The following is a 16,986-nucleotide window of genomic DNA, read 5'->3' as shown; positions in this document are numbered from 1 at the left end:
GGCCGTGACCCTGCGGCTGCTGCGCCTCGCCAATCTGGCGCTGCTGATCCTGTTCCCCGTCGCCTGGGCCGCGCCACTGTTGCGCGCGGGGCTCCTGCCGCTGTTCGGGATGTCGGAAATCTCCGTGCTGTCGGGGCTGGCCTCGCTCTGGCAGGCCGACATTTTCCTCGCGCTGCTGGTGACGCTGCTGGCGCTTGTCGCGCCCTATGCCAAGACCGTCGGGCTGGCGCTGGTCCAGTACGATCTGGCCTCGCCCCGGCTGCTGCCCGCGATCCATGTCATGGGCAAGCTCGCCATGGCCGATGTGTTCCTGATCGCGATCTATGTCGTGGTCGCGAAAGGGGTGGGCCTCGGCCGGGTCGAAACCGCCTGGGGGCTTTACCTCTTCACCTTCTGCGTACTGGCCTCGCTGGCATTGTCGAGCCTGACGGCCCGGGTGATGCACCGGACCTGACGCCCGGCATGGTCCGCCGGGCACCTGTCTTCAGGCCGCCGCCGCGTCGCCGGCCTTGCCGGGCGTGTAGTTCAGGACCGGCGCCAGATGGCGTTCGGCCTCGGCGAGCGCAATCCCCTTCCGCGCGGCATAATCGGCGACCTGATCGGCCTCGACCTTGCCGACCCCGAAATAGAAGCTGTCGGGATGGGCGAAATAAAGCCCCGAAACCGACGGCCCCGGCCACATCGCCATGCTTTCGGTCAGCCGGATGCCCACGGCCCGTTCCGCATCGAGCAGCCGGAAGAGCGTCTTCTTCTCGGTATGGTCGGGCTGGGCCGGGTAGCCCGGCGCGGGGCGGATGCCCTTGTAGGGCTCGGCGATCAGCTCTTCGGGGGTGAAGGTTTCATCGGGTGCATAGCCCCAGAGGCTGCGGCGCACTTCCGCATGCATGCGCTCGGCGAAGGCCTCGGCGATGCGGTCGGCCAGCGCCTTGACCATGATCGCGCCATAGTCGTCATGCTCGGCCGCCATGCGCTCGGCAATGGCGATTTCCTCGGGGCCCGCCGTCACCGCAAAGCCGCCCAGATAATCGGGCGCGGTGCCTTCGGGCGCCACGAAATCCGACAGCGCCGCATTGGCCACGCCCGGTCGCTTGGCGGTCTGCTGGCGCAGGGTGTGGAAGGTGGCGAGCGTTTCCTTGCGGTCCTCGCCCGTGTAAAGCCGCACATCGTCGCCCACCGCATTGGCGGGCCAGAAGCCCACCACGCCCTTCGGCGCGAACCAGTCGCCCTGCACGATCCGGTCGAGCATCCGCCGCGCATCGTCGTAAAGCGCCCGCGCCGCCTCGCCCTTGGCCTCGTCCTCGAGGATGCGGGGAAAGACGCCCTTCATGTCCCAGGCGTGGAAGAACGGAGTCCAGTCGATATGCGCCGCCAGATCGGCCAGATCCCAGCGGTCATAGACCTTGGTGCCGAGGAAGGAGGGCTTCGCCGGGGTGTGGCCCGTCCAGTCGATGGCGATCCGGTTGGCGCGGGCGGCCACGAGCGGCAGGCGCTTCTTGGCGGCCTCGCCGCGGGCATGCTTTTCGGCGATCTCGCGATACTCCTCGCGGATGCCCTCGACATAGCCCGACCGCTGGTTGTCGCTCAGCAGCGCGGACACGACGCCCACCGCCCGGCTGGCATCGGTCACATAGACCGCCTGCCCCGCCGTGTAGTTCGGCGCGATCTTCACAGCCGTATGCACCTTGCTGGTCGTGGCCCCCCCGATCAGCAGCGGAATGTCGAAGCCCTGCCGCTGCATCTCGGAGGCCATGTGAACCATCTCGTCCAGCGAGGGCGTGATCAGCCCCGACAGGCCGATGATGTCGACTGCGTGCTCCTTCGCGGCGGCGATGATCTTTTCGGGCGGGACCATCACCCCCAGATCGACGATCTCGTAATTGTTGCAGGCCAGCACGACGCCGACGATATTCTTGCCGATGTCATGGACATCGCCCTTGACGGTCGCCATCAAGACCTTGCCCGCAGCCTCGCGGCGGCCGTCCTTTTCGGCCTCCATATGGGGCAGCAGCACGGCCACGGCCTGTTTCATCACGCGGGCCGATTTCACCACCTGCGGCAGGAACATCTTGCCCGCCCCGAAAAGGTCGCCCACCACGTTCATCCCCGCCATCAGCGGGCCCTCGATCACGTGCAGAGGCCGCTCGGCCGCCAGCCGGGCCTCTTCGGTATCGGCCTCGATGAATTCGGTGATGCCGTTGACCAGAGCATGTTCCAGCCGCTTCCCGACCGGCAGCTCGCGCCAGGACATGTCCTTTTCGCGGGCCTGAGACCCGCCCTGCCCGCAGTATTTCTCGGCCAGCTCCAGCATCCGCTCGGTCGCATCGGCGCGGCGGTTCAGCACCACGTCCTCGCAGGCCTCGCGCAGCTCGGGATCGATCTGGTCATAGACCGCCAGCTGACCGGCATTGACGATGCCCATATCCATCCCCGCCTGGATGGCGTGGTACAGGAACACCGCATGCATCGCCTCGCGCACGGGCTCGTTGCCGCGGAAGCTGAAGGACAGGTTCGACACGCCGCCCGAGATATGGACATGCGGGCAATCGGCCGTGATCCGCCGGGTGGCCTCGATGAAATCGACGCCGTAATTGTCATGCTCCTCGATGCCGGTCGCGACGGCGAAGACGTTCGGGTCGAAGATGATGTCCTCGGGCGGAAAACCGACTTCTTCGGTCAACAGCTTGTAGGCGCGGGCGCAGATCTCGACCTTGCGGTCCTCGGTATCGGCCTGGCCCTTCTCGTCGAAGGCCATCACGATCACCGCCGCACCATAGGCCCGGCACAGCCGCGCATGATCGAGGAAAGCCTCTTCGCCCTCCTTCATCGAGATCGAGTTGACGACCGGCTTGCCCTGCACGCATTTCAGGCCCGCCTCGATCACCTCCCATTTCGAGCTGTCGATCATCACCGGCACGCGGGCGATGTCGGGTTCGGCGGCGACGAGGTTCAGGAAGTCGATCATCGCCTGTTTGCTGTCAATCAGCCCCTCGTCCATGTTGACGTCGATGATCTGGGCGCCGTTCTCGACCTGGTCGCGCGCCACATCGAGGGCGGTGGCGTAATCCTGCTCCTTGATCAGCTTGCGGAACCGGGCAGAGCCGGTGACGTTCGTCCGCTCGCCCACGTTCACGAAGGGGATGTCGTCGGTCAGGGTGAAGGGTTCCAGTCCCGAGAGCCGCATCTTCGGCGCGATCTCGGGGATCTTGCGCGGGGCATGCCCCTCGACCGCCTTCGCCACGGCCGCGATATGGTCATAGGTCGAGCCGCAGCAGCCGCCGACGATATTGACCAGCCCGTCTGTCGCGAAGCCCTCGACCAGGGCCGCCATCTCGTCGGGTGTCTGGTCGTACTCGCCCATCTCGTTCGGGAGCCCCGCATTGGGATAGGCGCAGATCAGCGTGTCGGCCACGGCCGAAAGTTCCGCCAGATGCGGGCGCATCGCATCGGCGCCAAGCGCACAGTTCAGCCCGACGGTCAGCGGCCGGGCATGGCGCACTGAATGCCAGAAGGCCGTCGGCGTCTGGCCCGACAGCGTGCGCCCCGACAGGTCGGTGATGGTGCCCGAGATCATAACGGGCAGGCGCAGGCCGGTTTCGGCAAAAACCTCTTCGCAGGCGAAGATCGCGGCCTTGGCGTTCAGCGTGTCGAAGATCGTCTCGATCAGCACCAGGTCGATGCCGCCCGCGATCAGCCCGTGCAGCTGTTCGGCATAGGCGATGCGCAGATCGTCGAAACTGACGGCCCGGTAGCCGGGGTTGTTCACGTCGGGGCTGATCGAGGCGGTCCGGTTGGTCGGCCCCAGCGCGCCCGCGACGAAGCGATGCCGCCCGTCCTCGGCCTCGGCCCGGTCCATCGCCTTGCGCGCCAGCCGCGCGCCCGCCTCGTTCAGCGCGAAGACCTTGTCTTCCAGCCCGTAATCGGCCTGGGCGATGGCGGTCGAGGAAAAGGTGTTGGTCTCGACGATATCGGCACCCACCAACGCATAGCGATAGTGGATCTCTTCGATCACGTCCGAATTGGTCAGGTTCAGAAGGTCGTTGTTGCCCTTCTGCGGCTTGTCGCCGTGCAGGTGGCATCCGCAACCGCCGCCAGGACCGGTGAAATCCTCCTCGGTCAGGCCGAGCTTCTGGATCTGGGTGCCCATCGCCCCGTCCAGCACCAGGATGCGCTCGGCGGCGGCGGTGCGAAGGGTCTCGAAAACGGGCGACAGCGAAAGGCGGGCGGGGCGGGGCGCAGGTTGGGTCATGGACGGCAGATATGGCCTTCGGCCGCTCCTGTCCAATTCATGTTTGTCAGGATCTTTATGAGGCCGCTTCACATTGCCGAACGACCCGCTGCGCCATTGACAGCCGCCCGCCCCGCCGGGTACCGCTTGCGGCGATGGTTCCCGCAGGCCTTGCCGGCTGCGCGGGTGAAAAGGGAACGCGGTCCGCCGGAACCACCGGCAAAGCCGCGGCTGCCCCCGCAACTGTAGGCGGAGAGCCCCCCGAGACGGCCACTGGACCCGCAGGTCCGGGAAGGGTCGGGGCGGCGATGACCCGCAAGCCAGGAGACCTGCCATCCAAGCGTGCGAACCCGGGCGGGGTGCCCCGGTAAGGAGATCCGCGATGGATGACATCGGGGGCCGTCATGGCCAGGTTTTTCGTGACGAGGTTCCGGGCGGGGCCGGTCTGCCGGCGATGCTGGAGATGGTCCTGATGCGGCTTGCCGCCTGCCCCGAAACGGGCGCACGGGCGCGCGAGCTGGGTCAGCTCGGCTTCATGCAGTGGCTGGGCAGCCTGCCCGGCCGGGCCGATCTGCCCGCCGCCGCCCGCGCCGCCGAGGCGCAGGCGGCACCGGGTCCGGCCACGGCCGCGCTGGACGAGTTTCGGCGCCTGCTGGTGCAGATCCGCGCGATGCCGCCACGGCCGCTGGATCTGGCCCTGCCGCGCCCTTGCCGCCGGGGCGGCGCCCGGGCGCGGCGCCTCAGGCTTTAGGCCGGTCCCGCCGCCGCCGGGGTCAGAAGCGGTCCAGCACCCGCAGGTGATCGTGGGTATGCGCCCGCTCGCCATGCAGGTGAAACTCGACCTCGGTCCGCACCGGGATCAGAACGGTCTGTCCGTGCCGCACGCCGCGTTGCAGGAACAGGCTGTTGGCATAGGCCTGGACCGAGCCCACCGTGCCCCGCATCACCGCCACCTCGACCGCCGCGTGATGGTCAAGCGGCACCGACAGCGCCGCGATGGCCGCGTCGTGGTGCTGCTGGCGGCTTTCGGGCACCAGCCGCCCCAGATCGCGCTGCGCCGGGTCCATGGCATAGGTCACGACGCCCACGCATTCGGCCGCCTCTGGCGCATCCTGATCGAGCCCCCGGCGGATCAGGTCGCGCAAGGCCTCGGACCGGTTCGACGCGCCAGACCGGTCCATGAAGGCGTCAAGCGCCTCAAGCAGGTCGTCCTCGATGGTGATCGTGATGCGCTGCATGGGGCCCCTCCCGCTTTGCGGCGACTTTGCCCGCGAAGCCGCGCACGAACAAGAGCCGGGCGAACAAGAGACAGAACCGCGCTTGGCATTCCCGCCCCTCCGGTCGTATGAATATCGAACACATAAATCATACCGATTCCGCATGCGCCCCCTGTCCTTCCTTGCCCTTGCCGTTTCGTTGAGTCTGCCGCTGGCCGCCGAGGCGGCCCCGCCCTTGGTGCTGGCGGTGGGCGGCGAGCCCGAGACCGGTTTCGACCCGATCATGGGCTGGGGCCGCTACGGGAACCCGCTGTTTCAGGCAACGCTCCTGCGGCGCGAGGCCGATCTGTCGCTGGCGGGCGATCTTGCGACGGGCTGGACGCTGTCGGACGACCGGCTGACCTGGACCATCACGCTTCGCGACGATGCCCGCTTCTCGGACGGCACGCGGCTGAGCGCCGAGGATGTGGCCTTCACCTTCAACGCCGCACGCGACGGCGACGGGCTGACCGATCTCAAGGTGCTGAAAGAGGCCCGCGCGACCGGCCCGCTGACCGTCGAGCTGGAACTCCGCCATCCGCAGATCACCTTCACCGGCGATCTGGCGACGCTGGGGATCGTGCCGAAGGCATCCTATGGGCCGGATTACGCCCGCCACCCGGTCGGCGCCGGGCCGTTCCGCCTGGTCGAATGGCGCGAGGGCGAACAGCTGATCGTCGCGCCGAACCCCTACTGGCACGGCCCCGAGATCCCGTTTCCGCGCGTGACCTTCGTCTTCGGGGCCGAGGCGGCGGGGCTGGCGCTGGCGCGCACCGGCGCGGCGCAGATCGTCGCCGTCCCCCCGGCCGAGGCCGATGCCGCGCCAGAGGGGATGCAGGTGCTGCATGTGCCCAGCGTCGACAATCGCGGGGTGATGTTCCCGATGCGTCCAGCGGGCGGCACGACCGCGGAAGGAGCCCCCATCGGCAATGACGTCACCGCCGACCGCGCCATCCGGGTGGCGGTCGATCAGGCGGTGGACCGGACCGCGCTGCTGGCGCTGGCGGTCAACGGCCATGGCGCCCCCGCCCATGGCCCGGCCGACGGGCTGCCCTGGGACAACCCCGCCGACCGCCTGTCCGAGACCGGCCCGGATGCCGCGCGCGCCACGCTGGAATCGGCGGGCTGGACCGATGCCGATGGCGACGGGCTGCGCGAGAAAGGCGGGCTGAAGGCGCAGTTCCAGCTGGTCTATCCCGCCTCGGATTCGGTGCGGCAAGCGCTGGCGCTGGGGGTCGCCGAGGCGCTGAAACCGGTCGGCATCCGGGCGATTCCCGACGGCCGGAGCTGGGACGAGATCGGGCGGCTCATGCATTCCGAGCCGGTGGTCTTCGGCTGGGGCTCGCACGACCCGTCGGAGGTTTTCAACCTTTATGAGAGCAGCCTTGCGGGCCGGGGCTGGTACAATCCGGGCTTTTACGCAAACCCGGCGGTCGATGCCCATTTCGCCGCCGCCGAAGCCTCTGAAAGCTACGAGGCCTCGCTGCCCGAATGGCGCGCCGCGCAATGGGACGGGACCACCGGCTTTGGCGCGAAGGGCGACGCGGCCTGGACCTGGCTGATCAATATCGACCATTCCTACTGGGTCAGCGACTGCCTCGATCTCGGCCCGATCCAGACCGAGCCGCATGGCCATGGCTGGCCGATCACACAAGGGCTGCCCGGGTGGCGCTGGACCTGCGAATGACAGGCTGGCTCGGGCGGCTGCTGGTCGAGCGGCTGATCCGGCTGGCCTGGTTGCTGCCGCTGGCGATGGCGGGGCTTTTCACGCTGGTCTCGCTGGCCCCGGTCGACCCGATCACGTCCTATGTCGGCGCCCGCGTCGCCGAGGTTGGCCCCGACCAGCGCGCAGCCATTGCCCAGGCCTGGGGGCTCGACGCGCCCGCGCCCGAACGGTTCGCGCTGTGGCTCGGTCACATCGCGCGCGGCGATCTGGGCAGCTCGATCACCTTCAACGCACCCGTCGCCCAAGTGCTGGCGGGCCGCGCCGGGGCCTCGCTGACGCTGATCGCGCTGGCCTTCCTGATGTCCTTCGCGGTGGGGCTGAGCCTCGGGCTGACCGCCGCCGCGACGCGCGGGCGCTGGCCCGATCGGGCGATCCGGGGCTTTGCCGTGGTGCTGACGGCAAGCCCCGGCTTCTGGGTCGCGCTTTTGCTGATCGCGCTTTTCGCCGTCGGGCTTGGCTGGCTGCCCTCCTGTTGCGCGGCCCCGCCCGGTCTGACCGCCGACGAGGCCGATCTGGCCGCGCGACTGCGCCATCTGATCCTGCCCGCGGCGACCCTGTCGGTGGTGGGCACCGGGCCGCTGATCCTGCATAGCCGCGCCCGCGCCGCGGCCTTTCTCGAAAGCCCCGCCGCGCGCCATCTGGCCGCCCATGGCGCCCGCCCCGGCTGGCTGGCCTGGAGGCCGGGGCTGCGCCATGCGCTGGGCCCGGCGCTGGCCGTGCATCTGGCGGGCACGGGCGAGCTGATCGGCGGGTCGGTTCTGGCCGAGACGGTCTTTGCCTGGCCGGGCCTCGGGCAGGCGACGGTGCGCGCGGCGCTGGGCGCCGATGCGCCGCTTTTGCTGGGGATCGCGCTGGCCACGCTGGTGGTGGTCTTTCTGGGCAATCTCGCCGCCGATATCGCGGCGCGGCTGCTCGACCCAAGACTGAGGCAGGCATGATCGCCGCCCTCACCCTCGCCTCGCCGGTGCGCCGCGACCTGCTGATCCGGGGCGGGCTGGCGCTGGGGCTTGTCGCGGTGCTGCTGTTGGCGGCGCTTGCCCTGCCGCCCGAAGGCCCGCCCGTCAGCGCGCTTGCCCGCAACCTCGCCCCCTCGCTGGCGCATCCCTTCGGCACCGACAGTCTGGGGCGGGACATGGCGCTGCGCACCGCGCTGGCGCTGGCCACCTCGATCAAGGTCGGGCTGTTCGCGGCGGTGCTGTCGACGGCGGTCGCGGTCGTCTTCGGGCTTGCCGCCGCCTCGCACCGGCTGGCCGACCGGCTGGTGGGGGTCGCGACCGAACTGGCGCTGGGGCTGCCGCATTTCGTGCTGATCCTGCTGATCTCCTATGCCGCGGGCGGCGGCATGGCAGGCGTGATCCTGGGCGTCGGGCTGACCCACTGGCCCCGGCTCACCCGCGTCCTGCGGCTCGAGGCGCAGACGGTCGCCGCCTCCGACTATGTCGCGATCTCGCGCGGGCTCGGGCGCGGGCCGGTCTGGATCGCACGCCATCATCTGGCGCCGCATCTGATCCCGCAGATCGTGGCGGGCTTCGTGCTGATCTTTCCGCATGCCGTGCTGCACGAGGCGGGGCTGTCCTTCGTCGGGCTCGGCATTCCGCCGCATCTGCCCTCGATCGGGGTGATCCTGGCGGACTCGCTGCGGGCACTGATGGCCGGGCACTGGTGGGTCGCGGTCTTCCCGGGCGCGGGCCTGATGCTGGTCGCGCTGACGGTGGAACGTTTCGGCGAGGCGCTGCGGCGCGCGGCCGACCCGAGCGAGGGGGTGGCCTGATGTTGCGCATCGAGGACCTGTCGGTCGCCTTCCGCCAGCATGACGGGCGCCTGACCCGCCCGCTTGCGGGCGTCAGCCTGACCGTGGGACCCGGCGACTGCGCGGGGCTGGTCGGCGGCTCGGGAGCCGGGAAAAGCCTGATCGCCGAGGCGCTGACCGGCACCCTGCCCCGCAATGCCGAGCTTTCGGGCCGGATCGAGGTCTCGGGCCGCATCGCTCTGGCGCCGCAAGCGGTGACGGCGCTCGATCCGCTGGCGCGGGCGGGCACGCAGATCGCACGGCTGGCCCGGCTCGCGCGGCGGCGCGCCGATCCGGCCGCGCTGATGGCGCGGCTCGGCCTGCCCGAGGCCGCCCTTCGCGCCTATCCGCACGAGCTGTCGGGCGGCATGGCCAAGCGGGTGCTGATCGCGACGGCGCTGGCGACCGGAGCCGGAACCCTGATCGCCGACGAACCGACGCTGGGGCTCGACCCCGAGGCGGCCGACCGGATCATGGCGCTGCTGGGCGGGCTCGCGGCCGATGGGACCGGCGTTCTCATCATCAGCCACGACCTGCCCCGGCTGGTCGCGACGGCGACCCGCGTGACGGTGCTGTGCGAGGGCCGCCCGGTCGAGACCGCCCCGGCCGCCGCCTTCCCCGAGGGGCTGACCCATCCCTTCACCCGCGCGCTGTGGGACGCCCAGACCTGGACCGCAACCGAGTGGGCCGAGGCATGCTGAGCGCCGAGGACATCCGCCACGGCTTCGGCGGCCGCGACGTGCTGCGCGGCGTGTCGCTGCGCCTTGCCCCGGGCGAGGTGCTGGGGATCGGCGGGGCCTCGGGCGCGGGCAAGTCGACGCTGGGGCGCATCCTTGCGGGCCGGACACGGCCCGAGGGCGGCCGCGTCCGCTGGCAGGGCGCGGGTCTTCCCGGCAGGGGGCCCTGCCCGGTCCAGCACGCGCCCCAGTCGCCCGATGCCGCGACCGACCCGCGCTGGCCGGTGGCGAAGATCCTGAAGAATGGCGGGCCGCCCGATGCCGGGGCGGTCGCGGCGCTGGGCATCCGTGCGGACTGGAGCCGCCGCCTGCCCGGCGAGCTGTCGGGGGGCGAGCTGGCGCGGGTGTCGCTGGCGCGGATGATCCGGCCCGAGACCCGTGTGCTGATCTGCGACGAGATCACCGCCCAGCTTGACGCGCTGGCGGCGCGCGATCTGTGGCAGGCGCTGTTGCCGCTGGCACGGGCGCGCGGCATGGCGCTGATCGTGATCAGCCACGATGCCGGGCTGCGCCGCGCGCTGGCCGCGCGCGACACGGTGCTGACGGACGGGCGGCTTTGCCAGGCCTGACCGAGACAGCCCTCAGAGGCTGTCGCCGAAATCGGCCTTGAACTGCGCCACCAGCCTTTGCTGCCAGTCCGAGACCGGCGCGAGACGGCCGTAGAAGAAACGCAGGATCTCGGGTTCCTCGACGAAGGTCAGCCCGCCCACCAGCCTGCGGTTCTGCCAGAGCCAGTCGATCCGGTCGATGGCGTATTTGACCTGCGACAGGGTGAAGACCCGGCGCGGCATGGCGAGCCGTACCAGCTCCATATTGGCCAGCGGCTCGGTGCCGTCGGGGGCGCGCTGTTCGGACAGGGTGCCGCGCTCCATCCCGCGCACGCCCGAGGCGATGTACAGCGCCGAGGCCAGCGCCCCCGCCGAATACTGCGGCTGCGGCACGTGATCGAGGAAGCGCATCACGTCGATATGACAGCCAAGCCCGCCCGCCGGCGTGATCACCGGAATGCCGCGGCGGTCGAGTTCGCCCACCATGTAGGCGATGAATTGCGGCCCCTGCGAGATCATGTCCTCGTCCATGGTCTCTTCTAGCCCGACGGTCAGCGCCTCGATCTCGCGCACCGACATGCCGCCATAGGTCAGGAAGCCCTCGTAAAGCGGCACGAGCCCCCGCATCCGGTTGTAAAGCGCCTCGTCGCGGACGCAGATCGCGCCGCCGCGCGCACAGCCGAGCTTGCGGGCCGAGAAATAGATCACGTCGCACAGATCGGCGATCTTGCGGGTGATCTCGCGGATCGACAGATCGCGGCAGGCGGCCTCGCGGGTCTTGAGGAAGTAGAGGTTGTCGGCCATCAGGCTTGCGTCATAGACCAGCGTCAGCCCGTGCCGGTCGCAGGCCGCGCGCACCTCCTGCAGGTTCGCCAGCGAGACCGGCTGGCCGCCGATCAGGTTGGTGCCCGCCTCGACCCGGACGAAGGCGATGCGCCCGGCGCCATGCTCGGCCACCAGCCGGTCCAGCGCCGCGACATCCATGTCGCCCTTGAACGGCTCGTCCGAGGTGACCTCGAGCCCGCGGGCATGGATGATCTCCTCGACGCTGCCGCCGTTCAGAACGATATGCGCCTTGGTGGTGGTGAAGTGATAGTTCATCGGCACGATCGAGCCCGGCGTCACCATCACCTGCGCCAGGATGTTTTCGCAGGCCCGGCCCTGATGGGTCGGCAGGATCCAGTCCATGCCGAAGATCTCGCGCAGCCGGGTTTCCAGCCGGGTATAGGTCGCCGATCCGGCATAGCTGTCATCGGCCACCATCATCGCCGCGACCTGCCGGTCGCTCATGGCGTTGACGCCGCTGTCGGTCAGCATGTCCATGAACACGTCCCTGTTCTGCAAAAGGAACGTGTTGTTGCCCGCCGCGGTGATCGCCGCGAGACGCGTGTCGATATCGGGCAGGGTCAGCTTCTGGACGACGCGGACCTTGTGCATCTCGAGCGGGACGGTCTCGCCGCTGAAAAAACGGACGCTGGGCATGGGGGTCTCCTCCTCGGGCCGATGTCACGGCCTCGTGATTGCGCAAGAAAGTTTCGCGCGCGGCCCCGCCCTTGGCACTGCGTCAAACACGCGCGCGGTGCCGGGACGGGAAGGAGGAGACGAAAAGGACCGGCAGGCGCCCGGTCAGGCAAAGAGGTCGCGGCAGAGTTCCAGCGCCTCGATCAGCCTGTCGACCTCTTCGGTGGTGTTGTACATCGCGAAGGAGGCGCGGCAGGTGGCCGTGATGCCCAGATGGTCCATCAGCGGCCCCGCGCAATGGTGGCCCGCCCGGACCGCGACGCCCTTCTTGTCAAGCACGGTCGAGATGTCATGCGGATGCGCCGGGCCTTCCAGCGTGAAGGAAAAGATCGCGCCGCGATGGTCGGCCTTGCCCTGCACCTGCAGCCAGTTGAGCCCGGTCAGCCGGTCCATGGCATAGGCGGTGATCGCCTTCTCATGGGCCGCAATGGCCTCCATCCCGACGCCCATCATGTAGTCGAGCGCCACGCCCAGCCCGATCTGCTGGACGATCCCGGGGGTGCCCGCCTCGAAGCGCATCGGCGGATCGGCATACAGGATGCCGTCCTTGTGGACCTCGCGGATCATGTCGCCGCCGCCCATGAACGGACGCATCTCGGCCATCCGCTCCTTGCGGATGTGGATCGCGCCCGAGGCCGAGGGACCGTAAAGCTTGTGCCCGGTGATGGCGTAGAAATCGGCCCCCAGCGCATCCACGTTGACAGGCTGGTGCACCGCGCCCTGCGAGCCGTCGACCAGCACCGGCACGCCCTTCTCATGCGCGCCCTTCACGATGGCCGCCACATCGACCACGGTGCCCAGCACGTTCGACATCTGGGTGACGGCGACCAGCTTCGTCCGGGGCCCGATGGCGTCGATCACCGCCTGCGGGTCGAGATTGCCGTTGCCATCGACATCGACCCATTTCAGCACAGCCCCCTGGCGTTCGCGCAGGAAATGCCAGGGCACCACATTGGCGTGATGCTCCATCACCGACAGCACGATCTCGTCGCCGGGTTCGAAGCGCGGCGCGGCCCAGGCATAGGACACCAGATTGATGCCCTCGGTCGCGCCGGAGGTGAAGACGATCTCGTCCGCGTCGGCGGCACCGAGGAAGCGCGCGATGATGCCGCGCACCGCCTCGTATTTCTCGGTCGCGATGGTCGAGAGCGTATGCAGCCCGCGATGGACGTTCGCGTATTCCATCGCATAGGCCTGCGTCACCGCGTCGATCACGGCCTGCGGCTTCTGCGCCGAGGCGCCGTTGTCGAGATAGACCAGCGGCTTGCCGTTCACCTGACGCGAGAGAATCGGAAAATCGGCACGGATCTTGTGCACGTCATACATCGGGGATGGCTCCGGTCAGGGTGATACCGAGGATCGACAGGATCAGGCTCATCCCGAAGACGATCCCGATCATCGAGAAGACGATCATCGCGAAGGTTTTCAGGACCGAGGGAAAGCCGTGAAGAACGGCGACAAAGTGACTGAGAAGCCAGAAGAAAAGGCCGATGCCGAAAATGCCCACCAGGCCCGCGGCGGGCGGCAGCACGATCAGGAAGACAAGCTGCACCACCTGCAGGCAGGCCATGACGAATTGCAGCCAGACGGTCAGGGCCAGCGCACCGTCCAGATCCCCGGTGCCGCCGAAGACCCGGCCGATCCCGGCGATGGCATGCACCGTCACGACCAAAAGCAGCCCCTGCACCGCCGCCGCCGCCAGCGGGTAATGCATGAAGACCGGCATCATCGGGTCGACCGGCGCCGGGTTGATCAGCTCGCCCAGCTCGGTCAGCAGAATGCTGAGGATCACGACCAGAGCCAGCGCCTCCCACAGCACGGCACGCGGCGGGGCCAGCGACAGGATGCGCACCGCGCTGCCGCGCGGATCGGTGACGGTGTCGCGGGCCAGCAACAGCAAGGAGGGTCTGGGTTCGGTCATGATCGGGCTATCCTGCGTCTCGTCGGGCACGGGCCTACGCCTCGGCCTCGACCAGAGACAAGAGCCAAATCGCGAGAAAGGCAACCGCAAGAACGGTCGAGACCAGCGCCAGCGCCGGGCCTTCCCCGATGAACCCCGCCACCAGCCCCTGCAAAAGCCAGAGCGGCGAGACGCACAACAGCGTCCAGAACAGCGCCAGCCGGGCGGTGAACCAGCTGCCCTTGCCCCCGACCGCACGCGCAATCAGGTGGCTGACCGCCGCAAGCCCGTAGAAGAACAGCGGCGCCAGCGCCATCCAGCCGAACAGCGCCGCGCCCAGAAGCGCCTCCAGCGGCACCTCGGGCGTCATGTAGGCCTCGCGCGCAAGGCGCGGCCATTGCCCGATGAAGATCAGGAAACAGGCGATCATCAGATAGATCAGCGCGCGATCCTCGCGCGGACCCATCCGCAACTGCCGCCGCAGCGCGGCGCGCGGTCCGCGCCACGTCGCGACGATTTCGGTGGTGACGGCCATCCTACCTCCGGTGCCGTTCGAGCCAGTCGGCAAGGCTGGCCACGACCTCGTCGCGCACGGCCTCGGCCTCGATCTCCTCGATGGCCTCGGCCAGGAAGGACAGGACCATCATGTCCTGCGCCTCGGCCTTCGGCACCCCGCGCGAGCGCAGGTAGAACAGCGCATCCTCGTCGATCGCGCCCGAGGTCGAGCCGTGCGAACAGGCCACGTCGTCGGCATAGATCTCGAGTTCCGGCTTGGCGAGGAAGTTTGCCTCTTCGTCCAGCAGCAGCGATTGCGAGATCTGGTAGCCGTCGGTCTTCTGCGCGCCCGCCTTGACGAGGATCTTGCCCTGGAAGACGCCGGTCGCACCCTTCCTCAGCACCTTCTTGAACACCTGACGGCTTTCGCAGTTCAGCGCGTCATGGGTGATGAAGACGGTGTCGTCGTGGTGGAAGCTGCCATCGCCCATGCAGGCGCCCGCGACATGGGCGGTGCCGTTGTCGCCGGTCATCTCGATCACCACCTCGTTGCGGGTCAGCGCGCCGTTCATGGTCAGGGTGAAGGACTTGAAGATGCTCTCCTCGCCAAGCCGCGCAAAGATATGGGTCGCGGCGCGGCGGTCATGGTCGCGGCCCTGGCTGCGCACGTGGTGGAAGGCGCCGCCATCGGCCACGTCGACCTCCATCACCTTGTTGAACCGCGCCGCCGCCGGGCCGGTTTCCAGCACGGTCAGATCGGCGCCGGGTTCGACCCGGATCAGGTGATGCAGGATCGCGTCCGAGGTCTCGTCGCAATGGCGATAGACCAGGTTCACCGGCTTCTCGACCTTGCCGGTGGCGCGGATCAGCACGCCATCGGTGGCAAAGGCGGTGTTCAGCGCGGCCAGCGGACGCGGCACCGGGCTCTGGCCGCGGGTCTCGAGCACGCCGTAAAGATCGGCCGCCCAGGAGATGTCCTGCGCCTCGGCCTCGGCCAGACGGGTGATCTCAAGCCCGGCCAGCGCCGGATCGTCGGACGCCTCGGGGTCGAACACCCCGTCGACGAAGACAAGACGCAGCCGGTCGATGTCCTCGAAGGTGGCGTTCTCGGCGGGCGGCAGCACCGCCGCCGGCACCGGCGCGGCCGAGATCAGCTCGTCGGGCCGGGTGAAGCGCCAGTATTCGTCGCGCCGCCCGGGCAGGCCCAGATCCTGCACCCGGGTCAGCGCCGCCTCGCGCAGGGGCCGCGTCCAGCCCGCCTGTACCGGCATCGCCAGCGAGGCCAGCCGCGCCTCGGTCGCGGTCAGTTTCGCCTGCGGCAGACCCATCACGCGACCTCCGCCAGGATGTCGGCATAGCCGTTCCGTTCGACCTCGAGCGCGAGCTCGGGACCGCCGGTCTTGATGATCCGGCCCTTGGCCATGATGTGCACCACATCCGGTACGATATGGTCGAGCAGGCGCTGATAGTGGGTGATCACCAGAAAACCCCGGTCGGGCGCGCGCAGCGCGTTGACCCCGTCGGCCACCAGCTTCATCGCGTCGACATCGAGCCCCGAGTCGGTTTCGTCGAGGATGCACATCTTCGGTTCCAGCATCGCCATCTGCAGGATTTCGTTGCGCTTCTTCTCGCCGCCCGAAAAGCCCATATTGACCGGGCGTTTCAGCATCTCGGCATCGATCTTCAGATCCTTGGCCTTGGCGCGCACCTCCTTGAGGAAGGTGGCTGCGTCCATTTCCTCTTCGCCGCGGGCCTTGCGCTGGGCGTTCACGGCCGTCCGGAGGAAGGTCATGTTGCCCACGCCCGGGATCTCGACCGGGTACTGGAACGCGAGGAACAGACCGGCCGCGGCGCGTTCCTCGGCTTCCATTGCCAGCAGGTCGGCACCGGCCAGCGTGGCCGAACCGTCGGTCACCTCATAGCCGCCCTTGCCCGACAGCACATAGGACAGCGTCGACTTGCCCGACCCGTTCGGCCCCATGATGGCATGCACCTTGCCCGCCTCGACGGTCAGGTTGACGCCTTTCAGGATCTCCTTGCCCTCTTCTTCCAGCGAAGCGTGCAGGTTCTTGATTTCCAGCATGTCGATATCCCTTAGCTCAACGTGACGGCGGTGCCCGAAGCCGACACCATCAGCATGTTGTTGATGACTTCGTAATCCAGATCGACGCCGACCACGGCATTGCCGCCCATGGCTCGCGCCCGTTGTTCCAGTTCGGCCAGCGCGGTCTCGCGCGCCTCGCCCAGCGAGGCCTCGTAGGCCGAGGACCGGCCGCCGATGATGTCGGTGATGCCCGCGAAGATGTCGCGGAACACGTTGGCCCCCAGGATCGCCTCGCCGACGACGACGCCGTGATAGGCGATGATGGAGCGGCCCTCGACCGAGGGTGTGGTGGTGACGATCATGTCGCGTGTTTCCTCATTTCCCGTCCTGCCGGTCGCGCGCGACCACGCGCATCCAGGCAATCATGCAAAGCCCCCAAAGGCTGAAGAGCACGAGCCCCAGCAGACCCTCTGCCAGCGCCGCCTGCCCTTTCGAGAGCGGTACCAGCGTGCCGAGCCAGTCGATGGTTTCCTCGTCCTGGAGCGACGCGTAGAAGATCAGCCCCTGGGCGACGATCAGAAGCCGCATCCGCGTGGTCAGGAACAGCCGCCCGCCATGGCCCGGGATCGACGGAAGCGGCAGCAGCCGCCGCCGTCCTTCCGGGCCGCGCCCGCGGTCGGCCGCCGCGCGCCCGGTCTCGGCACCGGTGCCGCGGCCCGCGCCGGAGGCGGCCATCGTCTTCGGC

Annotated in this window: 17 protein-coding genes and 1 riboswitch; of the genes, 7 read left to right on the top strand and 10 right to left on the bottom strand. The window is 68.8% G+C overall.

All coding sequences use genetic code 11. From position 1 onward, the window contains the following. Positions 1-16: 16 nt before the first annotated feature. Positions 17-454 carry a paraquat-inducible protein A gene (locus EV657_RS08675; RefSeq protein WP_208323250.1) on the top strand — a complete coding sequence of 146 codons (438 nt, stop codon included), beginning with the start codon at positions 17-19 and terminating at the stop codon, positions 452-454. Positions 455-484: 30 nt separating this feature from the next. On the opposite strand, the gene metH is transcribed toward EV657_RS08675, so the two are convergent. Beyond that, positions 485-4,246 (bottom strand): methionine synthase, encoded by a 3,762-nt coding sequence (gene metH / locus EV657_RS08670; protein ID WP_134077651.1) that lies wholly within the window; start codon positions 4,244-4,246, stop codon positions 485-487. Positions 4,247-4,364: 118 nt separating this feature from the next. Continuing rightward, positions 4,365-4,576, top strand: a riboswitch (cobalamin riboswitch). Positions 4,577-4,607: 31 nt separating this feature from the next. On the opposite strand from metH, the gene EV657_RS08665 reads away from it, so the two are divergent. Continuing rightward, positions 4,608-4,976: a hypothetical protein gene (locus EV657_RS08665; protein WP_134077650.1), complete on the top strand. Its 369-nt coding sequence runs from the start codon at positions 4,608-4,610 to the stop codon at positions 4,974-4,976. Positions 4,977-4,998: 22 nt separating this feature from the next. On the opposite strand, the gene nikR is transcribed toward EV657_RS08665, so the two are convergent. After that, entirely contained in the window at positions 4,999-5,463 is a 465-nt protein-coding gene (nikR, locus tag EV657_RS08660; RefSeq protein WP_075787564.1) for a nickel-responsive transcriptional regulator NikR, read from the bottom strand. A gap of 142 nt (positions 5,464-5,605) precedes the next feature. On the opposite strand from nikR, the gene EV657_RS08655 reads away from it, so the two are divergent. Genes EV657_RS08655 through EV657_RS08635 form a run of 5 tightly spaced genes read left to right on the top strand, consistent with a single transcriptional unit; the run spans position 5,606 to position 10,302 of the window. Next, on the top strand, positions 5,606-7,168 hold the full coding sequence (locus tag EV657_RS08655) for an ABC transporter substrate-binding protein (protein WP_134077649.1): 1,563 nt from the start codon (positions 5,606-5,608) through the stop codon (positions 7,166-7,168). Then, the gene (locus EV657_RS08650; RefSeq protein WP_134077648.1) at positions 7,165-8,145 is read left to right on the top strand and encodes an ABC transporter permease; all 981 of its coding nucleotides are present in this window, start codon (positions 7,165-7,167) and stop codon (positions 8,143-8,145) included. The genes EV657_RS08655 and EV657_RS08650 overlap by 4 nt, the downstream gene beginning before the upstream one ends. Beyond that, positions 8,142-8,978, top strand: a complete 837-nt coding sequence (locus EV657_RS08645; RefSeq protein WP_134077647.1) for an ABC transporter permease — start codon at positions 8,142-8,144, stop codon at positions 8,976-8,978. Before EV657_RS08650 ends, EV657_RS08645 begins: the two co-directional genes overlap by 4 nt. After that, positions 8,978-9,697 (top strand): ATP-binding cassette domain-containing protein, encoded by a 720-nt coding sequence (locus EV657_RS08640; protein WP_134077646.1) that lies wholly within the window; start codon positions 8,978-8,980, stop codon positions 9,695-9,697. Before EV657_RS08645 ends, EV657_RS08640 begins: the two co-directional genes overlap by 1 nt. After that, positions 9,691-10,302, top strand: coding sequence for an ATP-binding cassette domain-containing protein (locus EV657_RS08635; protein ID WP_113668570.1), 612 nt, complete (start codon positions 9,691-9,693; stop codon positions 10,300-10,302). Before EV657_RS08640 ends, EV657_RS08635 begins: the two co-directional genes overlap by 7 nt. A gap of 12 nt (positions 10,303-10,314) precedes the next feature. On the opposite strand, the gene EV657_RS08630 is transcribed toward EV657_RS08635, so the two are convergent. The 8 genes from EV657_RS08630 to EV657_RS08595 form a co-directional block, all read right to left on the bottom strand. Beyond that, positions 10,315-11,763 (bottom strand): tryptophanase, encoded by a 1,449-nt coding sequence (locus EV657_RS08630; protein WP_134077645.1) that lies wholly within the window; start codon positions 11,761-11,763, stop codon positions 10,315-10,317. A 144-nt stretch (positions 11,764-11,907) separates the two neighbouring features. After that, entirely contained in the window at positions 11,908-13,128 is a 1,221-nt protein-coding gene (locus EV657_RS08625; protein WP_134077644.1) for a cysteine desulfurase, read from the bottom strand. Then, positions 13,121-13,723 carry a Yip1 family protein gene (locus EV657_RS08620; RefSeq protein WP_134077643.1) on the bottom strand — a complete coding sequence of 201 codons (603 nt, stop codon included), beginning with the start codon at positions 13,721-13,723 and terminating at the stop codon, positions 13,121-13,123. The genes EV657_RS08625 and EV657_RS08620 overlap by 8 nt, the downstream gene beginning before the upstream one ends. Before the next feature lie 34 nt (positions 13,724-13,757). After that, entirely contained in the window at positions 13,758-14,237 is a 480-nt protein-coding gene (locus EV657_RS08615; RefSeq protein ID WP_134077642.1) for a YIP1 family protein, read from the bottom strand. Position 14,238: 1 nt separating this feature from the next. Next, positions 14,239-15,525: a Fe-S cluster assembly protein SufD gene (gene sufD / locus EV657_RS08610; RefSeq protein WP_113668566.1), complete on the bottom strand. Its 1,287-nt coding sequence runs from the start codon at positions 15,523-15,525 to the stop codon at positions 14,239-14,241. After that, positions 15,525-16,280: a Fe-S cluster assembly ATPase SufC gene (gene sufC / locus EV657_RS08605; protein WP_134077641.1), complete on the bottom strand. Its 756-nt coding sequence runs from the start codon at positions 16,278-16,280 to the stop codon at positions 15,525-15,527. Before sufC ends, sufD begins: the two co-directional genes overlap by 1 nt. A gap of 11 nt (positions 16,281-16,291) precedes the next feature. After that, the gene (locus EV657_RS08600) at positions 16,292-16,603 is read right to left on the bottom strand and encodes a heavy metal-binding domain-containing protein (protein ID WP_075785721.1); all 312 of its coding nucleotides are present in this window, start codon (positions 16,601-16,603) and stop codon (positions 16,292-16,294) included. Between the two features lie 13 nt (positions 16,604-16,616). Further along, positions 16,617-16,976: a hypothetical protein gene (locus EV657_RS08595; protein WP_113668565.1), complete on the bottom strand. Its 360-nt coding sequence runs from the start codon at positions 16,974-16,976 to the stop codon at positions 16,617-16,619. Positions 16,977-16,986: the final 10 nt, after the last annotated feature.

The sequence above is a fragment of the Rhodovulum visakhapatnamense genome (assembly GCF_004365965.1).
Classification (GTDB): Bacteria; Pseudomonadota; Alphaproteobacteria; order Rhodobacterales; family Rhodobacteraceae; genus Rhodovulum; species Rhodovulum visakhapatnamense.
This window is presented reverse-complemented; position numbering and strand designations above follow the sequence as displayed.